The sequence below is a fragment of the Hyalangium minutum genome (genome assembly GCF_000737315.1).
Taxonomy (GTDB): domain Bacteria; phylum Myxococcota; class Myxococcia; order Myxococcales; family Myxococcaceae; genus Hyalangium; species Hyalangium minutum.
In genome coordinates this window covers 294,000-316,927 of the sequence record NZ_JMCB01000004.1, presented here as the reverse complement: position 1 = coordinate 316,927, position 22,928 = coordinate 294,000, and the positions used below count along the sequence as shown (strand labels likewise).

The following is a 22,928-nucleotide window of genomic DNA, read 5'->3' as shown; positions in this document are numbered from 1 at the left end:
AGGGTGGGCGCGGGACTACGCCCGGCCCCGCGTCCCTTTCTGGCGGCCATCAATGATGGGTTTGAGCACCGGGCCCAGGTGCCCCAGCATGCTGAAGCGGAGCCCGTCGATCTCGACGTACACCTTTCGTGTCTGCGGCTGGAAGGCCACGGCCCGAAGCCTGGCGATTCCGTCGCTGACGCCCAGGTAGGTACAGAGGACGGCGATCTCCTCTCCCACGGGAATCGCCTCATGGAGCCGCAGACGATCCACGCCCTCCGGAAGAACGAGGCGCTCGAGCTGGTAGTAGGCGGCCATGCCAGCGGCGTGGTTGATGGCATCGAGCGCGAGCGGCGCCACTCGCATTCGCGGCCCCGAGGTGAACGAGAAGAGGCCGTTCAGCCCCTCCTCCACCACCCACGCCGCCTGCTGCGTGTCCGACAGGAAGCGCAGGTAGCGGCAGCCCTGCATGCAGGACCCCAGGTAGGTCTCCTCGCCGTGGTTGTAGAGCGGCCGGAAGTCTTGACGGCCTTCGGTCGTGCAGAGCGCCGCCGTCCTGGCATCCACCGTCACGGCGTCACCCGGGGGAACGGCCCGCCGGGCGGAGAGCACCACGGTGCCCGTGTAGAGCTTGCGGCGGACGGTGGGCAGGTCCACGCGAGGCTTGAGCTCCAGGTCCACCTGGAGCGCCACGGACACGCGCCCGGCGGCGTCCGCCTGTCCCGCCCGGGCGGTGGCGATGAGCCGCGAGCGCTTCCCCTCCCAGACCTTGGCGGCTTGGTGGTAGCGAACGTCTTCGAGCCCCTCCACGTGGAGGCCAGGCCGAAGCAGCAGGGCCGCCTCGGCCATCATCTCCATGCCGAAGGTACCGGGGAGCACCCCGACCCCATTCACCCGGTGCTCGCGCAGGTAGGGATCCGTCTCCAGGCTCAGCTCTCGCACCGCAGTCAGCGAATCCGCGGTGCGCTCCACCACCGTGCCCACCATGGGGAAGGCCGAAGGACTCAGTGCCTCGGCCTCCTGTCGCCCCAGGTACTCCTCGACCACCAGGTGGTAGTTGGTGCCGCCCATGCCAAAGGCGCTGACGCCCGCCCGGCGTGGCCCCCCATCGGCGGGAGCGGCCCAGGGCCGCTGCTCCGTGATGACCTCGAACGGCACCGTGTCCCACGTGATGTCCGGGTTCGGGCGCTCGAAGTGAATCTGCGGCGGAAGCACCTTGCGCTCCAGGCTCTTCAACACCTTGACAAGGTTGATGACGCCCGCGGCTGAGTGCAGGTGGCCAATCATCGACTTCACCGAGCCGATTCCCACGGAGCGCGGCGGACGCCCCTGCATGACCTGTGAGTAGGTGGAGATCTCGGTGAAGTCTCCCACCGGGGTCGCCGTGCCATGGCATTCAATGTACTGGATGGAAGCCGGTGAGATCTCCGCTCGCTCCAGAGCACGCCGCACCGCCAGCTCCTGGCCCACCTGGTTGGGCGCGAGCAGGGACTTGCCCTTTCCATCACTGGAGGAGCCAATCCCCTTGATGACGCCGAGAATCGTGTCGCCATCCCGCTCCGCGTCCTTCAGCCGCTTGAGCACGACGACGCCCGCGCCTTCTCCGGGGATGAACCCGGACGCGTCCGCGTCGAAGGGGCGGCTCCCGGTTCCACTCATGCCCCGGAAGGTGCAGTTGATGGCATACAGATCGGGCTCCAGATCCGCGAAGGTGCCGCCCGCCAGCACGACGTCTGTGAGGTCCAGCTGGAGGCTCGCCACGGCCGCCTCGATGGCGGCCAGCGACGACGCACAGGTGCTCTCGAAGATGCTGGTGGCGCCCTTGAACCCGTAGACATGCGCGATGATCGTAGCCTCCGTGCTGCCGGCATACCCCGCGTGGGTGTAGGGCGTCATGGGCGCCATGTCTGCCTTGAAGTGGCCCTCGGCCTGGCGGGCGATCCGCTCGGTGGTGGCGGTGGGCACCCCGTTGTCTTGGAGCACCCGCCGGAAGAGTGCATCCATCTCGGTATAGGAGATGCGCAGCTCCACCTCGCGCTCGCGCAGGCGCCCGGGCATGTCCGCCAGAAAGACGGCGGTTCGCTGCGGCACCTTCTGCGGCGCGGTCGTCTTGCGGAGCGCCTCGGCGGCGGCCGTCAGCGCGAATGTGTGGGAGCGGTCGAGCTGGGCCGCCAGCATCGGCGGGATGAGGAACGCCTTCTCGTCGAAGGTGAAGTCCTCAAGGAAGCCTCCCAGCGGGCAGTAGATCTTCCCCGTCACTCCCTCGGGACCGTAGTACCGGTCGATGTCGAACCGGTCCTTGGGGACCCGGATGATCTGGTCCTTCTTCGCCAGCACGTTCTCGAAGAACGTGTCGCTGTTGTGCGCGCCGGGCGCCAGGGCTCCGTACGACACGACGGCCACGGGCTCCCGCTTCGGCGGGGGGCCGAGGCTCGCGGCCAGCCGGGCGTGGTACTCGGGCAGGTACTCCTCCAACGTGAGGTGGTAGGCCTGTCCGCCCATCGCCAGCGAGTTCACGCCCGCACGGCGGGGCACTCCGCCAGCAGGGGCATTCCAAGGGCGAAGCTCCGAGAGGACCTGGAAGGGCGTCCCCTCCACGCGCAGCTCGTCGCGCAGCTGGCGCACGTGCCCCTGGGCCGGCAGCGCCTGGTGCTTCAGGGCCATCAACGTGCGGACGAGGCCCGGCATCGTCGAGGCCGAGAGCAGATAGCCCACCATGTTCTTGGTCGAGCCAATCGTGAGGCTTCGGGGTGCGCGGCTGCCGAACACCTGCCCCATCGCCTCCAGCTCGGAGGCCTCCAGGAACTCGACGCCGTTGGCGTGACACTCCAGGTACTGGACCGAGTCGGGCGCGTACCCCGCGAGCTCATAGGCGCGCCGGGCCGCCAGGGTTTGGGCCTCCACGGGCGGGCTGAGGAGCGCGCCTCGGCGCCCGTCATTCGCCCCGCTGATTCCCCGGATGACGCCGAGGATGGTGTCCCCGTTCTTGATCGCATCGTCGAGCCGTCGCAGCACGAAGAAGCCAGTGCCCTCCCCCAAGAGCGTTCCGCTGGCCCCGGCGTCGAAGGGACGAGGCTGCGCCTCGCGCGTCAGCAGCCGCATGCGCTCGAAGGTGACGAAGGGCGCGGGCGTCAGGTAGGGGCTGGTGCCTCCCACCAGCGCGACGTCGTAGTCCCGCAGTGTGAGCCCGTTGACCGCGTTCTCGAGCGCCGCCATGACGGACGAGCAGGCGGCGTTCACGACGTAGTGCGGCCCCTTCAAGTCGAACAGCGAGCACGCCCGCCCCAGGGCCAGGCTCATGCCGGAGACGGTGCCTCGGGTGAACTCGCGATGGCTGACCTCGCGGAAGTTCCTCTCCGCGTCCTCCAGGATGCGGCGACGGGCGTCCTCGGGAAGCCCCGAGCCATCCATCGCCGCCCGGATGGACTCCATCAACTGAGGGAGGTGCCAGAGGAAGGGATGGGTGATGCGAGAGTCGTAGCCCATCTCCGTCCCGCCCATGATGACGGCCGTCCGCTCCCGGGGGAATGCACGGTCCAGCAGGCGCGCGTCCGCCAGGGCCCGGCGGATCGCCTCCACCGTGTACAGCTCGCAGCGGTGGAGCTCATCGAGCATCTTCGGCCCGACCTTGTACTCACGCCACGGCAGCTCCAGGTCGTTGAAGAAGGACGCCCTCCACACCTCGCCCTTCTCCGTCTCGGAGGGGTCCTGGCTGTAGAAGCTCTCCCAGCGAAAGCGGGAGGCCGGCACTTGGGTGAACCGGGGCTTGCCCTCCACGATGTACTGCCAGAATTGCTCGGGCGTATCGGCGCCTGCCACCTGACACGAAGCCCCGATGATGGCGATGGGCATGGACGTTCGGGTGGCTGCTTGCGGTTCCGGGGTCATCTCACGTGCCCTTTGAACAATCGGTGGATTCAGTTGAGCGCCCACAGGCGCTGGAACGGTTCGCGGCGAGGCCCGGGGGGGAGGCTCCTCCACGATGGCGTGGAAGCTGGTGCCGCCCAGCCCCAGCGAGGTGACGCCCGCTCGCCGGACGCTGTTCTCCGAGGCCACCCAGGGCTCGGCCTCCGCCGGCACCCGGAAGGGCAGCGCGCTCCAGGGAATGGACGGATTGGGCGTCGCGAAGCCCGCGTTGGGCGGGACCTGCCCATGGTGCAGGGACAGCGCGACCTTGAGCAGCGACACAGCGCCGGCCCCGGAGTTCAAGTGCCCCAGGTTCGACTTGATGGAGCCCAGGAGGACTCGCCTCCCCGGGCGGCCCTGCCCGTAGACCGAGCGATAGGTCTCCACCTCGATGGGATCTCCCACCGGGGTCCCCGTACCATGTCCCTCCAGGTACTGGATGTCGTCCGGCGTGACCCCGGCTTTCTCCACGGCCCTGCGCACCGCCTGGACCTGGCCCTCCGAGGAGGGCGCCCAGATGGAGGCGCTCTTCGGGTCGGTCGCGCCCGCGACGGCGCGAATCACCGCGTAGATGCGATCGCCGGCCGCCTGCGCATCCGAGAGGCGCTTCAGCGCGAGCATGGCCGCCCCTTCGCTCGTCACGTAGCCGTCGGCCCGTGCATCGAAGGGGAAGGAGCCGTTCTGGGACAACCCCCCGAAGGAGCACCACTGGACCAGGGCATCCACTCCGAGCGAGGCATACATGCCGCCTGCCAGCACCAGATCGCACTCCCGGGTGTGCAGGAAGTTGGCGGCGATCTCCATGGCCGCCAGGCTGGAGGCACAGGCGGACTCCACCATCATCGCCGGTCCCTGGAGGTCCAGGTGATGGGCGACGCGGCCCACGGCGAGGCTGCCCAGGTAGCCCGGCAACGTCTGCTCGGTGATGGGCGGCAACTCCCGCTTGTAGTCCTGCTCCACCTCCTCACGGATTCTCGCCGCCGTCGCATCGTCGACGCCGCGCCGCCGCAGCTGCTCCGCCAGCCGCCCGTCGAACTCGGCGTAGTACACGCGCGCCTGCGTCAGGAACTCCCGCTCCAGCGGCGGCATGTAGCCCATCGCGACCCCGACCTGCTGGGAGTCGACGCCCCCGGGCCGCCAGCCAGCGTCGTCGAGCGCCTGCAGGGCCGCCTTCATCGTCCAGCTCTGTCCCCGGTCGATCTGCGCCACGGCCTCGGGAGGGAGGCGGACCCGCTCCTGGGGCCAGCTCCCGTCGACGATGGAGCCCGCAAGGTTGGTGTAGGGCCGGACCTTGCTCTTGCGCGCCGGATCCAGGTAGCGAGCGGTCTCGGCCCGCTCGGGCGGAATGGCTCCAATCGCGCAGTGCTTCGCCAGCAGGTTGCTCCAGAGCTGCTCGGCGTTTTCCGCGCCGGGAAACACGCCTCCCAGTCCCACGATGGCAATCGGCTCGGCGGGCCGAGGGGGCGGCAGGGAGCGGGCCAGGCGCGCATGCGCGTCGGCGGAGAACTCCTCGAGCGTCAGGTGGTAGCTCAGCCCGCCGAAGCCGAAGGCGCTGACGGAAGCCCGCCGCAGCCCATTCGCGACGGCTGGCCAGGGCCTGCCTTCCCGCGTGAAGTAGAACGGCGTGCCGCGCAGGTCGACTCCCTCGGCGCCTTCCTGAAACGAGTGCTGCGGCGGCAGCACCTTGTGGAACAGTGCCAGGGTGGTCTTGAGCAGGCCCGCCGCGCCCGAGGCCGCCTGGAGGTGCCCGGTCAGCTCCTTGACGCCTCCCAGCATGACGGGGGACGCGCCTTCCCCTTCGCTCCAGACCTCCCGCAGGCTCTGGAACTCGGCCGCGTCCTCCAGGGGAATCCCCGAGGCATGGCACTCGACGTACTGGACGTCGCGGGGCCCGTACTCGGCCTGTGCATAGGCCCTGCGCATCGCCAGGATCTGCCCCTTCGGGTTCGGCGCCACCAGGGAGGTGCCCCTGCCACCCGATGCCGCGCCGATGCCCCGAATGACGGCATAGACCTTTGCGCCGGCCGCCAGGGCATCCTCCAAGCGGCGGAGAACGAACACCCCAACCCCTTCGCCCAGCAGGGTCCCGCTCGAGCGCCGGTCGAACGGCGCCAGCACGGAGGTCCCCAACCCCCCGAGCTTGCTGAACGCGACGAGGTCATGCGGCGTCAGCAACTGGCTGCAACCCGCCGCCACCACCCCATCGCAGTCACCGGAGTTGAGCTGCTGGCTGGCGCTCTGGATGGCCGCGAGCGTGGACGCATAGCCCGCGTCCACGGAGAAGTGCGGCCCCCGCAAGTCGAAGAGCTTGGCGGCCCGTCCGCCCCAGATGCTGCTGAACGACGCGGTCGCTTCCGTCTCGCTGGTTCCGGCCAGCTCCGCCTCGAGCTGCTGGGTGAGCGCCGCCGCCAGCTCGGAAGTGAGGCCCGGATGAAGCGAGGCCAACGTCGCCGACGCGGACAGCGAGCGCAGCATGTCCAAGAGCCGGCTCTGGACGCGGGTGCCGGGACGCAGGCCACCGCCGAGAGAACCCAGCACCAGGCCCATGCGCTCCGGCGCGACCTGGCCCATGCCGCCCCGGGCATCCTCCAGCGCTTGGGCCGTCGCATCAATGAAGGCGAGCTGCATCCGGTGCATGTCCTGCAGCACCCTCGGCGGGATGCGGTACTTCCTGGCATCCAGCCGGGGCTCGTCCACGAGTGCGCCGTAGCGGCAGGAGGTACGGTCGGGGGCGGTGCGCGAGGGGTCGTAGTACCACTCCGGCCGGAACTCCCGCTCGTTCAGCTCGCCGAGGGCCGTGGCGCCTGTCGAGAGCTGCGTCCAGAAGGCCTCGGGGCTGTTCGCCTTGGGAAAGACACACCCCACGCCCACGATGGCGACAGGCCGGAACAGCGCGGCGCTCACGGCACCTCCTGCACGGCGAACCCCCGAAAGAGGGCGACGGGCCGTCCCTGCGTATCCCACGAGGCCACGTGGAAGGTCTGCTTGCCCTCCTCGGCGGCCGTCCTCCGCGCGAACACCTGGACCTCTCCGCGCGGAATCGCGTGCAGCTCACCGGACGCCAACTCCAACGGGAGGACGGTTCGCTCCCGGGCCAGCACCCCGAGGGAGAACGCGACATGGAGGATGGCGTTGAGCAGCGTGGCAGGCCACCCCGGCGCATCCGGGTCCGGTTGCCACCCGAGCTCCGAGCGGCCCGGAGGCGCGACGACCGCGAGGAGCTGATCCGGTGCCGGGCGGCGGTACCGCAGCCCCGCGAGGAAGGCGGGCCCGTGCTGAATCTCGCGAGGCAGCCGGTACAGCTCCGCGTAATCCGAGGCGCCGGAGAAGTCCAACCGCTGGAAGCGCGCGGGCTGCTCCACGCGCTCTCCCATCCGCACGTCCCCACTGGCATGCGTCCTGTGAATGCGGGGGAACCCCGCGCGAGGCGGGTCCATGCTGGAGGAGATGCCAACGGCGATGCGATCCGGCTCCACGCACTCCGCCGTGACCGAGAACTGGAGGGCCTGCCGGTCCTTGAACCGGGCCGCCTGCACGAAGCGCACGTTGCGGACCCCCAGCACCTGGCACCGTGGCAGCACACGGTGGGCCGACTGCGTCATGAGGCCCACCAGGTACGCGGCGGGAAACACCGGCTGCCCTTCGACGACATGGTCCAGCAGGTACGGATCCGACTGGACGTCGACCATGCGATCGAAGCGCCAGCTCCCATCGGAGACCACCCCGCCACCGAGCCTCGGTTCCTCACCCATCATGTCGATACCGCCCCAGGTTCACGCGCGTCGTGCAGGGCTGCCAGCGCATACCCCTGGCCCAGCGCCACCAAGCCCGTGACACCCGTCTCGCGGCGCTCCGAAAGCTCCAGGTGGATGAACCGGACAAAGGCGTCTGGCCCCTCCGTCAGTGGGGCGAGGTGCACGTCTCTCCCCCCCAGCTCCGTCCACCCCGAGAAGGACACCTGCTGAAGCGCGGCCCTCAGGCCCTGTCCCGTGCACTTCACCCAGGCCTCCTTGAGACACCAGCCCAAGCTCCACATCTCATCTGGCGTCCGCCCCTGGAGCCGCCCCTGGTGCTCGAACCACACCCGCTCGACCGGAGTGAACACCTCCTCCTGGAACGCGGCCGCCCGAGGCGCGACGCGCTCCAGGTCCACCCCTACCCGTCCCCCGCTCGTCACCACCGCCAGCGCCAGCGCGTGCGAATGAGTGATCGACACGTCGCAAGCAGGCACCCCGGCGGGAAGCTGGGCCACGGGCCGCCCCTCCTCAGGGCCCGCCATCATCTGAGTGAGCCCCAGGTCCCGGGCCTCCAGGGGGTGTCCCTGGGCGCCCAGATGCGCGATCAGCGCGAACTTCGCGGCGATGCGGCCCGCGAGGTGCGCCATCCTCCGCTCGACCACCGCGTGCATCCCGCTCACGGCGAGCTCTGCCTGGGTGAGGACCCGTGAGATCGGGCCGCCCGGGTGCGCCGCCCAGGCCCGGCGCACGGAGGTCAGCGGCACCACCACGAAGGTGATGCGCTGGCCTCCAGGCAGCACCACGGCGACGGGCTCGACCAGCGAGCCCTCCTCCGCCTCCAACGTGAAGTCACAGGGTTCCACGGTACTCTTCGAGGATGAGGTGGTAGTTGGTCCCGCCAAATCCATACGCATTGACGGCCGCACGGCGGGGCCCGCCTTCCACCTGCCAACGGCTCGGCTCGCGGCGGAAGTCCAGCTGGCCCTCACAGGCGGCAAGGTGTGGGTTCAGCGAGGGCCCCGTGAAGAGGGGCGGAAGGACGCCCCGCTGGAGCGCGAGCACGGCGCGGATGACGGCAGCCCCGGCGGACGCGATGTAGGAATGGCCGATCAGCGGCTTGAGCGCGCCAACCGTCACGGGACGGTCCCTCCTGCCGTAGACCTTGAGCAGGGCCCCCGCCTCGGGCAGGTCCCCTTCCAGCATGCCGGTCCCGTGCGCTTCGACGTACTGGATGCTCGCCGGCTCGACGCCGCTGTCCTGGAGGGCGCGCCGCATCGCCAATTCCTGCCCCTGCTCCTGGCTCGCGAAGATGGACTTGCCCCGTCCGTCCGTCGCCCCTCCCATTCCCTGGATCAAGGCGTAGATGCGATCCGCGTCCCGCTGGGCGTCCGAGAGCCGCTTCAGCACGAAGATGCCGCAGCCCTCGCCGTGAACGAACCCATCCGCCTCATTGGAGAAAGGCCGGGTCTGCCCCTTCGGAGAGATGGCCCCGACGAAGCACATGTTCACGCAGAAGGGCACGGTGATCTGCGACCACACCCCGCCGACCACCGCCACGTCCCACCTGCCGTCACGCAGTCCCTGAATGGCCAGGCTCAGCGCGGTGAGCGTCGACGCACAGGCAGACTCCACCGTGAAGGAGGGCCCACGTGTGTCCAGGGCCCGGGCCACGCGCGTGGCCGGGGCGCTGTTGAGGATGCCGGGAAGTGTCTCGGAGGTGATGGGCGATTGCTGGCCCTGGAAGGCCTGACGGGTCTCCGAGAGGAAGCGCTCCGCCACGTCAGCGGCCACCCCCGCGCGCAGGAGGACCTGGCGGTAGATCCTCGCGAACTCCGGATAGGCCAGCTGCGTCTCGACCCCAATCTCCTGGCGATTGCCTGGCGTGGTGGCCACGATGACGGCCGTGCGCTCCGAGGGCAGCGCGCGTTGAGGCCCATATCCCGCGTCCCCCACCGCGGCCCTGGCCACCTCCAGGGTCCAGCGCTGGGACATGTCCATCTGGGCGACCGCGCTCGGCGGGATGCCGAACTCCGCGAAGGGAAAGGGAGGGTCCTCCACCAAAGCAGCCTTGGGCAGATACATCCGGAAATAGGCGTCCCGCCCGCCGACCCATTTCCGCGTGGCGTCGTGGTAGAGCGACACGGGCAAAAGTGTCTCGGGAATGTCCCTCACTGCGGAGCGCCCCTGGAGCGTGTTGTCCCAGAGAGCCGAGGGGTTGGGCGCGCCAGGGTACCTGCACGAGAGCCCCACGATGGCGATCGGCTCCGCGCGGGAGCGGGGTGCGGAGACAGCGACGGAGGGCCGTGGGGCCTCCGGCACGTACTCCTCCACCACCGCATGGTAGGCGACGCCTCCGAGACCCGCGGCATGGATGGCTGCCCGGCGCCGGCCAGGCGCCGGCCAAGCCAGCTCCTTGTTGACGTGAAAGGGAGTGCCCTGAAGCGCGAGGGACGGGTGCTGCGTCTGAAAGGACCGCTGGGGAACGAGAGTCCTCTCCCGCAGCATCAGGATGACCTTGAGCATCGCCGCCAAGCTCGACGCGCTCTGGAGGTCGCCCACCGACTCCGAGACGGCGCCAACCGACACCTGCTTGGCACCCTGGTACGCGCCTGACAGCCCCGTGACGAGGTGGGCATCCCACGTCGGGAGGCCCGTCGCGCCCGTCTCCAGGTAGGAGACCGAGTCGACAGCGACGTCGGCGCGCCGGAGCGATTCCACCGCCGCCCGCTGATGCGCCTGGGGGTCCGTCGCCGTCAGGACAGGGCCCGCGCCCCGGCTCACGCCGCCCACGCCTCGGAGCACCGCCTGGATGGGATCACCCTCCCGCAGCGCGGCCTCCAGCGGCTTGAGCAGGAACATCACGGCGCCTTCTCCGAGCGCGGTCCCGTCTGCCCTGGCATCCAGCGGGAACACGCCACGCGTCGAGAGCCGGCGCAGCTTGCTGTGGAGCACGTACTCCATGGGGGACAGGGCCGGACTGGCTGCGCCCACAAGGGCCATGTCCCACTCGCCGCTCATCAATCCCTGGACCGCGGTCTCCATGGCGGCCAGCCCCGACGCGGCATGGGCATCCACGCAGAAGTGGGGCCCGTGCAGATCGAAGATGCTGCACACGCGGCCCAGCACCGGGCTCATGAACCCCCAGAAGGCCCAGTCGTCCGAGTTGTCGATCTGCTGCTGGACGAACTCCTCCTGGAGCTCCCGGGCGACCTGTCCGGCCTGCTCCGCGGAGAGCCCCTTCCAAGCCTGGGTCTGACGCGCGGCGCGCAGCAACTCGGGCAGCCGCCACTTGGTGTTGAAGCCCAGGTTGCTCTTGCGGCCCATTCCACTGGAGCCAGCAATCACCGCGACCCGGTCCCGCCCGAACACCCGATCCGGGGTGTAGCCCGCGCTCGTCATCGCCTGGTGGGCGGCCTCGAGCACCATCAGCTCGATGCTATGCAGCAGCCGCTTCTCGATGGGAGGGACCTTGAACTTCTTCCAGTCGAGCTGCAGCCCTTCGACGGGGGCCCCCAGGAAGGAGTACGTGCGCTCGGGCGCGCCCGGGTCCTCGCTGCCATACTCGCTCCACTCCCAGCGTGCCCCCGACAGCTGGCGGACGGCCACGTGCCCCGCCTGCAGGTTGCGCCAGAACGTGGGCACGTCGGGGGCATCTGGCAGCACGCACCCCGCTCCAATGATGGCGATGGACTCCTGACGAACACTAGGCATGCGCAGCCCCTCTCCCGGCTTGCGGATAGAGCGCACCCGCCGGGTCCAGAGATTTTCTGAAGAACGCCTTCTGCTCGGGCGTATAGACATCCACGCTGATGGAGCAGTAGTCGTGAGCCTCCAGGCAGATCCGCTCTTCCGCGTCCCAGAGGGTGAAGTCGTAGTACAGGAGTTCTCCCACCTCCCGGTCCAGCCGCGCGCGGCACCAGAGCCTCTCGCCCGGCAGCGGCGTCCGGCCCAGGACCAGCCTGCCCACCCCCTGAGGGACGGGCGCCCTCAGGTTGTGGAGGATGCCCAGCGTGCCAGCGAGCTGGAAGCAGCCGTCAAGGACGAAGGGATCCAGCCAGAAGCGAGCCCAGGGAACCGAGGCGAAGTAGCCCGCCGGCTCGGGGACATGCAGGCTCGCGATCGCCTCCCTCGGTCCTGGATAGCTGATCCAATCGACGATGCGGAACGGAGGACCCACGTGGAAGTAGGCGTCCTTCACGTAGGAGCGGCTGAAGGGGAGCTCCCCGTCCACTCCGCGGGCCGCTCCGAACCCCGCCGCAATCTTCCGCTGCGGGCGCGGTCCCAACCGCACCTCGCCGCGGTAGTGCAGCACGTCCGGCCGCAGCACGGCGCCGCGGGGATTCAACAGGTCGGCGTAGGAGGAGACCGCCAACACCTCCCCCTTCCGAACGGTGCGGACATAGGCCTCCGTCGGACGCTCGGGCCGGACCCGGATGAACTTCTCCAGCCACACCTCGCGAACTTCGGCGACCTCGCCCTCCCCCTCGGCCGCAGCGACCTCGGCGAGCCACTCGATGGCCGCGGCGCCGGGCAGCACGGGAATGCCATTGACCCGATGCTCCATGAGATAGACATCCTCCTGGAGTGCGAAGGTGCGGGCCCAGCATCCGCGCTCCCGCGCCGTCCCCTGCATGGGGAATGTGCCCTGCTCCGCCGCCATGGGGCGCGTGGCCTCACCCACCTCGGGAGCGGAGGTGTTGAACAGGGGCCCCAGCTGCAACCGCCGCCGCGAGGCCAGCGCCGCCGGCATGGCTCCCGCCGCCAGGTCCAGCGTCAGCGTCGCGGGCTCATAGACCATGCTCAGGGCGTTGTCCGCCCGGCAGATGGTGCGCATCGACGGTGACGGCGCGCTCGCGGACTCCCCACAGTCGCGCAGGAACCCGACCGCCGTGTCCAGACGAATGTCGCCCCAGCTCCCACGGACGAGCTGCTCCAGGCGCCGATAGCGGTGAATGGAGTCCTCCTGCATGTCCTGCAGCATCTCCAGGGCCACGGCCTCGTGCCCTTGGGCGGCCTTGTGCGCGACGCGCAGGTGATTGGTGGAGACGACGAAGTCCTGCTCGGGGTGGGCCGCGTACTGGCCGGAGTGAGGCCCCACCTGCTCCCAGACCAGCGCCTGGCCCGAGCGGTGTGTCAGCATCAGGTTCCAGCTCCCACCGCGCTGCGTGCCCTCCAGCACCGCACGGGCCTCTTCCAGCGTGCGCGCCCGGGACAGGACCTCCCGGTTCTGGAACGTCAGGGGGTAGAACACGCGCGGATCCAGCGGAGCGACCGGGACGTTCACGCCGAGGCTCAGCCCTTCAGCATTCATCCCGGAGCACACGCCCAGCGCCACAGGCCAGAACGTGATGGACACGTACGGGATGCACCCCTCGCGCCGATAGACGATGCAGACGGGGCGCAGGAACTTCGCCAGGGAGGGGTACGGGACATCCAGGTTGTGACCGTGGATGACCTTCCCGTCCACCGTCGCGCGTCCGAAGACCGCGAACTGGGAGCACCCAATGGGGGCGCCCGACAGGATGTCCAGGACAAGCGTGTGGTAGAGAATCGTCTCGCGTGAGATGCCGCTCGCGTCGGAGATCCCGCGAACCTCCTCGTGGACGTCCGCAGGCAACAGCGCCCCGAGCGCCGCCATGCGCTGCCGCATGGTCTGGTCACTCACGCCGATCTTCCCCAGCATGGGACGGATGGCCTCGTCCTCGACCGAAACGGCGTAAGCGATCTCCTCCCGCATGAGGGAGCCATGCTGCCGGCCCACCTCATAGGGAGAGCCCGACAGCACCAGCAGCGGGAGGGACGCGGACGAATCAGATGGCATAGCGGGTTCCGCCAGCCTCCTTGCCGGTAACCCGGAGCGCCTCCTTCTCGTGGCGAGGCCAGCCCAGGGTCTCGAAGGTCCTGTCGTCCGCGATGACGACTTCGCCGGCCGTGCCGCCGCGCAGGAGCTCGTCGACGAACCAGTACGCCCCTTCGTCGATGTGGATGACGCAGATGCCCATGGCGCGCAGGCGCTCCTGGTAGTCCGCGTTGTTCTCCACGATGCCGGCACCGACCCACACGGGCCAGTCGATCGTCACGCTCCGCACCCCGGGCCGCAGGGAGCCATAGACCAGCCCCGCCTTGGCGACGAGGTAGTTGGCCAGGGAGTAGTCGGTCTGGCCCTTGTTGCCATAGCGGCCGCTGCCCGAGCCGAAGGTGATGAAGAACTGGAGATCGTCGTTCCAAGTCTCCTGCGCCAGCAGGTGCCAGAGGTGCGCCTTGGAGGCCAGCGTCCGGACGAACATGTCCGAGGACTTCATCGGAAGGCTCTTGGACTCCTCGATGGTCGCCCCATGCACGATGCCGTCGATGCGTCCGTACTCGCGACGCACCCCCGCCAGCAGGGCCCGAACCGCGTTCTGGTCCGTCATGTCACAGACCTTGTACTCGAGCGAGATACCCTGGCTCCGGCAGTCCTCGAGGTTGCGGTGCAGCTCCCGCCGGTTGGCCACGTCGGACTCGAAGACCCGGCGAGCCTGCACCGGGGTCTTCCCCGGATGCTCCGCCATGTAGCGCTTGATGAAGGCCATCCGGTAAGCGGGCAGCTCCGCCTCGGGCACCTTCAGCCACTCCTCGTTGCCCTGAGGGGGAACCGTGCGCCCGGTGATGATGACGCGGGCACCGGTGGCCTTCGCCAGCAGCTTCGCGCAAGGGTAGACGACCCCACGGCCTCCTCCCGAGACCACCACGACAGAGCCGGGCTTGATGGACATGAGCTGCGCTCCCGTCGCCAGGGGCGTCTCGATGTCCCGGAAGACGTAGCGCCGGCCTCCGGTGTACCCCACCTCGATGTCGCGATCGGCGCTGACCAGCTCATTCCAGATGTGCCGGGCCCACTGGGACGCGTCCTGGGGATCCAGATCCACGACCTTGCAGCGCGCGTCCGGCAGCTCCCGCTTCAGGCACTTGACGAAGCCACCGGCGGCACCCGCCAGAGGGATGCGCCCCTGGGCGTTGGCATGCCCGAAGAGCCCACCGCCCGCGGTGGCCACCAGATACCACCCGCCGCCGGGCAGCTCGTTGATGCGGTCGTAGACGGCGAGCCCACTCTGGTACAGCCCCAGCGAGAAGGTATTGAGGGTGTTGGCCCAAGCCGAGGCGTCCTGCTCCGTCAGCTTCGGAGCGGGCGCCGTGGTGTGCAGGAGGATGAGTCCGTCGAGGGGCCGAGTCGCCTGGAGCTCCTTCAGGCTTCGGCCCACGCTCTCGGGCTGCCGCCAGTCCTGCGACACCCCGTCACCCGCTGCCGGCCCCGCGTACAGGACGACCACCTGGGCCCCCGCCGCCTCCAGCAGCTGCGCCAGCGCCTTATAGGAGCCCTGGGCATCCGTGGAGATACCAATGGTCTTGCCCTTCAGGTGAGCGATGTTCTCCGTGCTCACCTGCGCGGCCAGCTCCACCGGGATGACCTCATACCGCTTGCCGGCGAGCTGGGCGGGCGGAGTCACCGCCTGGAGGGGAGCCTGCAGCCGCCCCTCGAGGTGCGCGGCCAGCCGCCGCAGCGAGGCGGTATCCCCTCGGGCCTCGCACTGTGCGATGAAGCGGCGGATCTCCTCCAGCCCGAGCGTGCTCTTGCCGGTAGCGGGTGCCTGCGGAGGGGCCACCTCGGCGGCCGGGGTCGCGACACCGTCCCGCGCGTTGCTGACCAAGTACTCCGCCATCTTCCGTACGGTGTTGTAGTTGCGCACTCGGAACTTCTCGTTCCGCGCCACCCCGAACTTCTCCCGAGCCATGACGAAGGCTTCAAGCTGGGTGACGGTGTCGATCCCCAGGTCCACCTCCAGATCGAGATCCGGCTGGATGAGCTCGATGTTGTAGCCGGTCTTCTCCTGGAGTGCCGAAACCAAAAAGGCCTGCACCACCTGCACGGCCGGCCCCACGGGCGCGCCCACGACCGGGGGGAGAGGCAGAGCCGCCGCCACCTGCGGTCGCACGGCTGCCACCTGCGCCTGAGGCGAGACGGGCGGAGGCGAGACCACCGCTGCCGCAACCACGGGCGGTGCCGCTGCCCCAGGAGCCTTGCTCGCCAGGTACTGCACCATCTTGCGCAGCGTGTTGTAGTCGCGCAGGCGGAAGTTCTCATCCTTCGCCACGCCCAGATGCACCCGCGCTATGGCGAACGACTCCACCTGCTTGACCGTGTCGATGCCCAGGTCCGCTTCCAGGTCCAAGTCGGCCTCGAGCATCTCCGCCGGGTAACCCGTGCGCTCCACCAGCGCACCCACCAGCAGCTTCATCACCCCGTCCGCGCTGGCCTCCGGCTGCGCGGCCGCGGGCTTCACGGCCTCGGCCACGGGCGTGGGCTTCACGGCCTCGGCCACGGGCGCGGGAGCCGCGACGGCGGCGGGTTTCCCAGAGGCCCTGGCCACCAGGTAGTCCGCCATCTTCTGGAGCGTGTTGTAGTTGCGCACTCGAAACTTGTCGTCGCGCTCGACGCCATAGGTCATGCGCGCGTGGGCAAAGACCTCGACCTGGGTGATGGTGTCGATGCCCAGGTCCACCTCCAGGTCCAGCTGGGGCTGGAGGACGTCCAGGTTGTAGCCCGTCTTCGCGGCCATCGCGGCCCGGAGCAACTCCACGATGGCATCCACGGCCGGCGCGCCCCCCGGCGGAGGAACTGTCGCGGAGGGAGGAATCGCCGCAGCTGTCGCCGCCTGCGGTCGCACGGCTGCCACCTGCGCCTGAGGCGAGACGGGCGGAGGCGAGACCACCGCTGCCGCAACCACGGGCGGTGCCGCTGCCCCAGGAGCCTTGCTCGCCAGGTACTGCACCATCTTGCGCAGCGTGTTGTAGTCGCGCAGGCGGAAGTTCTCATCCTTCGCCACGCCCAGATGCACCCGCGCTATGGCGAACGACTCCACCTGCTTGACCGTGTCGATGCCCAGGTCCGCTTCCAGGTCCAAGTCGGCCTCGAGCATCTCCGCCGGGTAACCCGTGCGCTCCACCAGCGCACCCACCAGCAGCTTCATCACCCCGTCCGCGCTGGCCTCCGGCTGCGCGGCCGCAGGCTTCACGGCCTCGGCCACGGGGGCGGGGGGCGGGGGCGTCAGCGCGAGGACGGGGCCCGCCGCGGCATCCAGCCGGGCGAGCGCCCCCCGCGTCTCCACGAGGACGGTCTCCAGAACGGGGCGGTCGTTTCGCGCCGCGCGGTCATCAACGAAGGCCAGCACCTGCTCCAGCGTGATCTCAAGATCCATATCGACGGGTGCTCCAGGGTCTGGGTGCTTCATGAGGCTTCTCGCGATGGCCGCCACCGTCGCGCCTTGAACCTGCGAGCCCAACGGAAGCCGGAGCTTCCGCTCGACGGAGGCGACTGCGTCTTGGACTTCCGCGGGGGTCAGCCCGAGGTCATCCACGAGGCCGACGTGAGGCCCGAAGAGCTCGGGCACATACCCGGTCCTCTGGGCCAGGGCGGCCACGAGCTCCTGCTGAACTGCTTCCTGATCAACGACGTTCATCTCGAAATACCTATTCGCGAAGCAGACGATGGGCGTAGCTGAACGCGAGAAGGCGGTGGAACTGCTCGACCTCGCCCATCTTGGGGTGATTGCTGGCCTGGGCCATGTAGGGCAGGCCCTTCAGCGTGGCTTGGATGAAAGCGGTGAGGGACCACTTGGGCCCGGCCTCGATGAAGAGGCGCGTCCCCTCGTCATGCAGCTGGCGCACGTGCTGTGCGAACCGGAGGGGCAGGACGTATTGCAGGGCGAGGTGCCTGGCCATGAACCGCGCGTCCACCGGCGACGCGTAGTAGCGACCGTGGACGCTGGAGAGGACCGGAAGCTCCGGAGCGTTCCAGGAAAGTTGCTCCAGCTCCCCCCTGAAGACCGGGACGGCGCCGGCGATGATCTGCGTGTGGTACGCGTGGGACACGGGGAGCACCCGGACCTCGAACCCGTTCTCGCGGCACCACCGGGTGACGAACTCGACGGCCTGAACCTCTCCCGCGACGATGCCCTGGCCGGGGGCGTTCTCCGCGGCCACGGTCACATACCCACCGGCCTGGGGCAGGAGCTGGCGAAGCCTGTCGAAGTCGCCACTGACGCTGATCATCCGGCCGGGAGAAGCGATCGGCAACCGGGTCACGGCGAGGGTGCGCCGGTAGACGGCGCGCAGCGCATGCTCGAAGGAGAGCACTCCGCTCGCGGCAAGCGCCGCGTACTCCCCCGCGCTCTGCCCCAGCAGGACGTCCACCCGGATGCCCTGGGCGCGGATGAGGCGGTAGAGCGCCACGTTCGCGACGAACACGGCCGCATGGACCGTGTCGTCATCCTGGCGGTACGCCTCCTCCATGCCAGGAGGCACCCAGAAGGTCCTGGAGAGAGGGTGCCCCGTCATCGACACGAAGGCCTCGTCCGCCTCCGAGATCGTCCTGGCGACCACCGGATACTCCGCCGCCAGCGCGCGGATCATGTTCGCGTACTGCGGGCCCTGCCCCGGGAAAACCGCCGCCACCTTCCCCGTGTGCAGCTGGCGGGGATCGCGACTGTCGTAGAAGAAGATGCCCTGCTCCGGCAGGCTCGGCTCCCCCGTCCCGGCCAGCAGCGTCCGGGCCCGCTCCAGCGCCTTGCGCGCGGCCGGCCCTCGGGGCAGCGTCATCGCCAAGCGGCAAGGCAGGGACGTCTCCACCAACGGGCCACGGGCGTCCAGGCCCGGCTCCTGACCGAGCCTTTGGAGCAGCTGCTCCACCTGCTGGAGGATGTGCACTCGGCTCGTGCCGGAGAGCCCGAGGAAAGGCGACTGCGCCGGCTCGGCGCCCGTCACACGAACCGTGTCGCGGCGCGGCTTCGGCTGGTACTCCTCCACGACGGCGTGGAAGCTCGTCCCTCCCAGCCCGAAGGAGGTCACCCCCGCCCGCCGGAGCCCCGAACCGTTCAGCACCCAGGGCTGCACCTCCGTGGGCACCTGAAAGGACACCTGCTCCCACGGGATGCGCGGATTGGGAGTCTCGAAGCCGATGTTCGGGGGGATCTGCTTGTGATGCAGCGCCAGCGCGACCTTCGTCAGCGCCACGGCCCCTGCGCCGGAGTTCAGATGGCCGACGTTCGACTTGACGGAGCCCAGGAAGATCTTCTCCTCCGTGGGAGCTCGCCCATAGACGGCCTGGTACGTCTGGATCTCAATCGGGTCGCCGACCGGTGTCCCCGTACCGTGGCCCTCCACGTACTGGACGTCCGCGGGAGAGACGCCCGCCTTCTCCACCGCCCTGCGAACCGCCTGGACCTGTCCCTCCGAAGAGGGCGCCCAGATGGAAGCGCTCTTCGGGTCCGTCGCACCGGCCACGGAGCGCACCACCGCGTAGATGCGGTCCCCCGCCGCCTCCGCGTCCGACAGGCGCTTCACGGCGAGCAGTGCCGCCCCTTCGCTCGTGATGTAGCCATCGGCCCGGGCGTCGAACGGGAAGGAGCCCTTCTGTGACAAGCCCCCGAAGGAGCAACACTGGCTCAGGGCATCCACGCCGAGCGACGCATACATCCCGCCCACCAGCACCAGGTCGCACTGTCCCGTGCGCAGCTGGTTCATGGCGATGTCCAGCGCCGCCAGGCTGGAGGCACAGGCGCACTCGACCATGAGCATCGGCCCCTGGAAGTCCAGGTGGTGCGCGACACGCCCCACCGCCAGACTTCCCAGGTACCCCAGCAGGGTGTCTTCCGTGATGGGGGGCAGCTCGCTCTTGTAGAGCGCCTCCGCCGCCGCGCGGAGCCTCGCCGCCGTCACGTCATCGACACCCCGCTGCTTCAGCTGCTCGGCCAGGCGGCCGTCGAACTCGGCGTAGTACACCCGGGCCTGGGTCTGGAACTCGCGCTCGAGCGGAGGCAGGTACCCCATCACAACCCCCACCCGGGCCGGGTCGACGGTCTCCCGCGTCACTCTGGCATCGGCGAGCGCCTGCAGCGCCGCCTTCATCGTCCAGCTGTGGCCCCGGTCAATCTGCGAGGACATCTTGGGCGGAACACGGACCTGCTCCTGTGGCCAGGAGCCATCGACGATGTATCCCGCGAGGTTGGTATAGGGCCGGACCTTGCTCTGCCGGGTGGGGTCCAGGTAGCGATCGATGGGGGCGCGCTCGCTCGGAATCTCACCGATGGCGCACCGCTTCCCCAGCAGGTTCGCCCAGAGCTCCTGCGTATTTTCCGCCTGCGGAAAGACTCCGCCCAGCCCGACAATGGCGACCGGCTCTGCGGGCTGAGGCGCGGGGAGCGTCCTCGCCAGGTGTTGGTGGTACTCCGCGGAGAACTCCTCCAGCGTCAGGTGATAGTTGATGCCCCCGAAGCTGAACGCGCTGACGGCGGCCCTCCGCGGCCCGTGGTGGGGCGCGGGCCAGGGCGTCCCTTGGTTCGAGATGTAGAAGGGGGTCTGCTGGAAGTCGATCCCCTCCGCGGGCGCCTGGAAGGAGTGCTGAGGCAGCAGGAACTTGTGATGGAGCGCCAGGGTGGCCTTCATGAGCCCGGCTGCCCCCGAGGCCGCTTGCAGGTGGCCCGTCAGCTCTTTGACGCTGCCCAACCGGATGCTCCCGGGCGCTGCCTGGCCGCCGAACACCGCCTTCAGACTCTGGAACTCGGTGACGTCGCCCAGGATGGTGCCGGTGGCGTGGCACTCCACGTACTGCACGCTTGCCGGACCGTACCCAGCCTCCTCGTACGCCCGGCGCATCGCGAGGCTCTGGCCCCGCGAGTTGGGCGCCATCAGGGATTTCCCCCGGCCATCGGAAGCCGCCCCGATGCCGCGAAGCACCGCGTAGATCGTCTCTCCGCGCGCGAGGGCGTCGTCCAGACGCCGCAGGACGAACACCCCAACGCCCTCGCCCAGGAGCGTCCCGTTGGCACGGCGGTCGAACGGGGCCAGTATCGAGTCCGACAGGCCGCCGAGCTTGCTGAACGCGACGAGATCATGCGGAGTGAGCAACTGGCTGCACCCCGCCGCCAGGGCGACGTCACAATCTCCGGCGTTCAGCTGAGCGCTGACGGTCTGGATGGCAGCCAGGGTGGAGGCATAGCCCGCGTCGACCGTGGCGTGGGGACCTCGGATGTTGAAGAGCTTGGCCGCCCTCCCCACCCAGACGCTGCTGAAGGAGGCAATGGCTTCGTCCTCGGTGATGCCCGCCATCTCCTGCTCGATCTGCCGAGCGGTCGCCGCGATCACCTCAGCGGCCACGGCCGGATCCAGGGAGCTATCGGCCATGGCCCGGGAGAGGCACTCCTGCATGTCCAACAGTCGCGTCCGGACACGGGTATCCGGGCGCAGCCCCCCTCCCAGCGAGCCGAGGGTGAACCCGATGCGCTCCGGAGCCACACGGTCGATCACGGCCCGCGCATCCGTGAGCGCCTGCGCGGTCGCATCCAGGAACGCGAGCTGCGTCCGATGCATGTCCTGGGCGACCTTGGGGGGGATGCGGTACTTCCGAGAGTCGAGCTTCAGCTCATCCAACAGCGCGGCGTGCTTGCAGTACGTGCGATCCGCTTCCGTCCGCTCCGCGTTGTAGTACCAGTCCAGCCGCAGCTCGCGATCGCTCAACTCGCGAATGGCCGTGGGCCCCGTCCGCAACCGCTCCCAGAACGCCTCGGGATTGGCTGCTTTCGGGAATACACCACCGATGCCGACGATGGCTATCGGCCGGAATTGCCTCTCCGCCATAACACCCTGACCCCGACTCAGGTTAAAGCCTCGCGCGATGACTTCATCGGATGCGCTCGGCGAGGAGGGCCAGGCCAAGGGCTCGCCGCAAGGGCACCGGCGTTCCTCATTTTCCAGTATAAATGAGAATATCCACTGAACTCAAGCCCTGGGTCATCCGTCAGTGAACATTCCGACGCGGATAGAGCGGGGGCGCCCGCTCGCGCGTCCACAGGGTGCAGCGCCCGCTCCCCATCACCCGGCACAGCTCACGAGGAACTCAAGCCGGGGCTGCCAGCTCCGCGAGCCTGGCCCGCAGCGGAGCGATCAGCTCTCGCTCCGGCCCGTCCGGATACGCGTTGCGATCCCAGACCACCAACGCGCGCAGCCGTCCCCTGAACGTGCTGAAGATCAGCATCACCCGCGAAGGCGGAAACAGCTGCGAGAAGTTGATGAAGTCGGCGATCGGCACGCTTCCGAACCGCTCGAGCGGGAACGGCACCGGCCCCGGATTCGACATCACGATGTTCGACTTGGCGACGTACCGCGTGATGAGCGCCGAGGACAGCCGCAGCGGTGAGAAACGTGCCAGCGCGGTGTAGAGCCGGACGCGGTACAGCTCGGAGAGGATCTCCCCACTCTTCCAGTGGTTGAGCTGATCCACCATCGCGGTGAGCACCTCACGGTCGGTCCCGGACGTCGGCAGGCGCACGCTGTAGGGAACCACCAGCGTCTCGTAGAGCTCGTCCGTGTTCACCCGCGTCAGATGCCGCAAGGAGAAGTTGTCCAGGATGCGCAGCCACCGCCGCCCGACCTTCCCAGGAGAGCTCGCCCGCCACACCTGGAACAGGGCCAGCGCCAGCATGGCATGCACCGTCACCTTCTCCTGCTTCGCCCGCCGCCGCAGCCCCTCCAGGAGCTCGGCCCCGAAGTCCACCTTCGCGAAGTCCTGCTCCCCTCTCGGCGTGTCCGGCAGCGGCATCGACACGTCGGGCCTCAGCAGGTCCAGCACCATCAACTTCACCGCACCCAGCGCGTGGCGCAGGCGCTTCGCGAAGGGCAGGTGCTGCGTGAAGAGCGCCGCCGTGCTGCGATCCTCCACCTCGATGGGCGTGGTGTCGTAGGGCGTGCCGAACTCCAGGGCGGTGTAGCTCTCCGCGATGTCGTGCGCGAGCCGGTAGCCCGCCCGGGCGTCGTTGTAGAGCCGCACGGTGATGATCTGGAGGTAGCTGCGGGTCGGCGTCTCCAGCAGATGGAAGCGCACAGGGCGGCCCGCCGTCACGTCGGAGGACTCCTGCCAGACGTTGGCCAGCAGCCGCTGGTGCACGGCCGCCGGCTCGTCTGTCTCGCACTGTGCGATGCGAACATCGATCGGCAGCGGCTCAGGCGCCACCTCACAGTCGAACGCCCGCATGAAGCGCGGCTTGATGCGGCTGTTCAGCACCGGGTGACGCGCCAGCGCCTGCAGCAACGCCGCGCGCAGCCGCTCGTGGTCAAGCCGCCCCTCGAGTTCCACGAGCTCGCACGAGTTGAGGTTCCCCAGCGTCAGCAGCTGATAGATGTAGAACAGGCTGTGTGCAGGGAGGGGATACGTTCGCGGCGTGGCCGTCTCCTGCTTCCTGAACGCTCCGTCCACCGGTGTCATCTTCGATCCTC

General features: G+C 69.1%; 8 protein-coding genes. All 8 read right to left on the bottom strand.

Annotated elements, in window-relative coordinates; genetic code table 11:
- Window positions 1-15: 15 nt before the first annotated feature.
- The 8 genes from DB31_RS50450 to DB31_RS12620 all read right to left on the bottom strand — a co-directional run bounded on the left by DB31_RS50450 (window position 16) and on the right by DB31_RS12620 (window position 22,917).
- Window positions 16-6,789, bottom strand: coding sequence for a polyketide synthase family protein (locus DB31_RS50450; protein ID WP_240486663.1), 6,774 nt, complete (start codon window positions 6,787-6,789; stop codon window positions 16-18).
- Window positions 6,786-7,640, bottom strand: a complete 855-nt coding sequence (locus DB31_RS12650; protein WP_044186797.1) for a hotdog family protein — start codon at window positions 7,638-7,640, stop codon at window positions 6,786-6,788. Before DB31_RS12650 ends, DB31_RS50450 begins: the two co-directional genes overlap by 4 nt.
- Entirely contained in the window at window positions 7,637-8,485 is an 849-nt protein-coding gene (locus DB31_RS12645; RefSeq protein ID WP_240486662.1) for a 4'-phosphopantetheinyl transferase family protein, read from the bottom strand. The genes DB31_RS12650 and DB31_RS12645 overlap by 4 nt, the downstream gene beginning before the upstream one ends.
- Window positions 8,472-11,333, bottom strand: a complete 2,862-nt coding sequence (locus DB31_RS12640) for a beta-ketoacyl [acyl carrier protein] synthase domain-containing protein (protein ID WP_044186794.1) — start codon at window positions 11,331-11,333, stop codon at window positions 8,472-8,474. Before DB31_RS12640 ends, DB31_RS12645 begins: the two co-directional genes overlap by 14 nt.
- Window positions 11,326-13,443 (bottom strand): C45 family autoproteolytic acyltransferase/hydrolase, encoded by a 2,118-nt coding sequence (locus tag DB31_RS12635; protein ID WP_044186792.1) that lies wholly within the window; start codon window positions 13,441-13,443, stop codon window positions 11,326-11,328. The genes DB31_RS12640 and DB31_RS12635 overlap by 8 nt, the downstream gene beginning before the upstream one ends.
- Complete coding sequence (locus tag DB31_RS12630; protein WP_044186789.1) at window positions 13,433-17,119, bottom strand: SDR family NAD(P)-dependent oxidoreductase; 3,687 nt, start codon at window positions 17,117-17,119, stop codon at window positions 13,433-13,435. The genes DB31_RS12635 and DB31_RS12630 overlap by 11 nt, the downstream gene beginning before the upstream one ends.
- Window positions 17,120-17,129: 10 nt before the next feature.
- Entirely contained in the window at window positions 17,130-21,293 is a 4,164-nt protein-coding gene (locus DB31_RS12625) for a type I polyketide synthase (RefSeq protein WP_044186787.1), read from the bottom strand.
- 259 nt (window positions 21,294-21,552) lie between these two features.
- Window positions 21,553-22,917, bottom strand: coding sequence for a condensation domain-containing protein (locus DB31_RS12620; RefSeq protein ID WP_044186784.1), 1,365 nt, complete (start codon window positions 22,915-22,917; stop codon window positions 21,553-21,555).
- Between the last annotated feature and the right edge of the window lie 11 nt (window positions 22,918-22,928).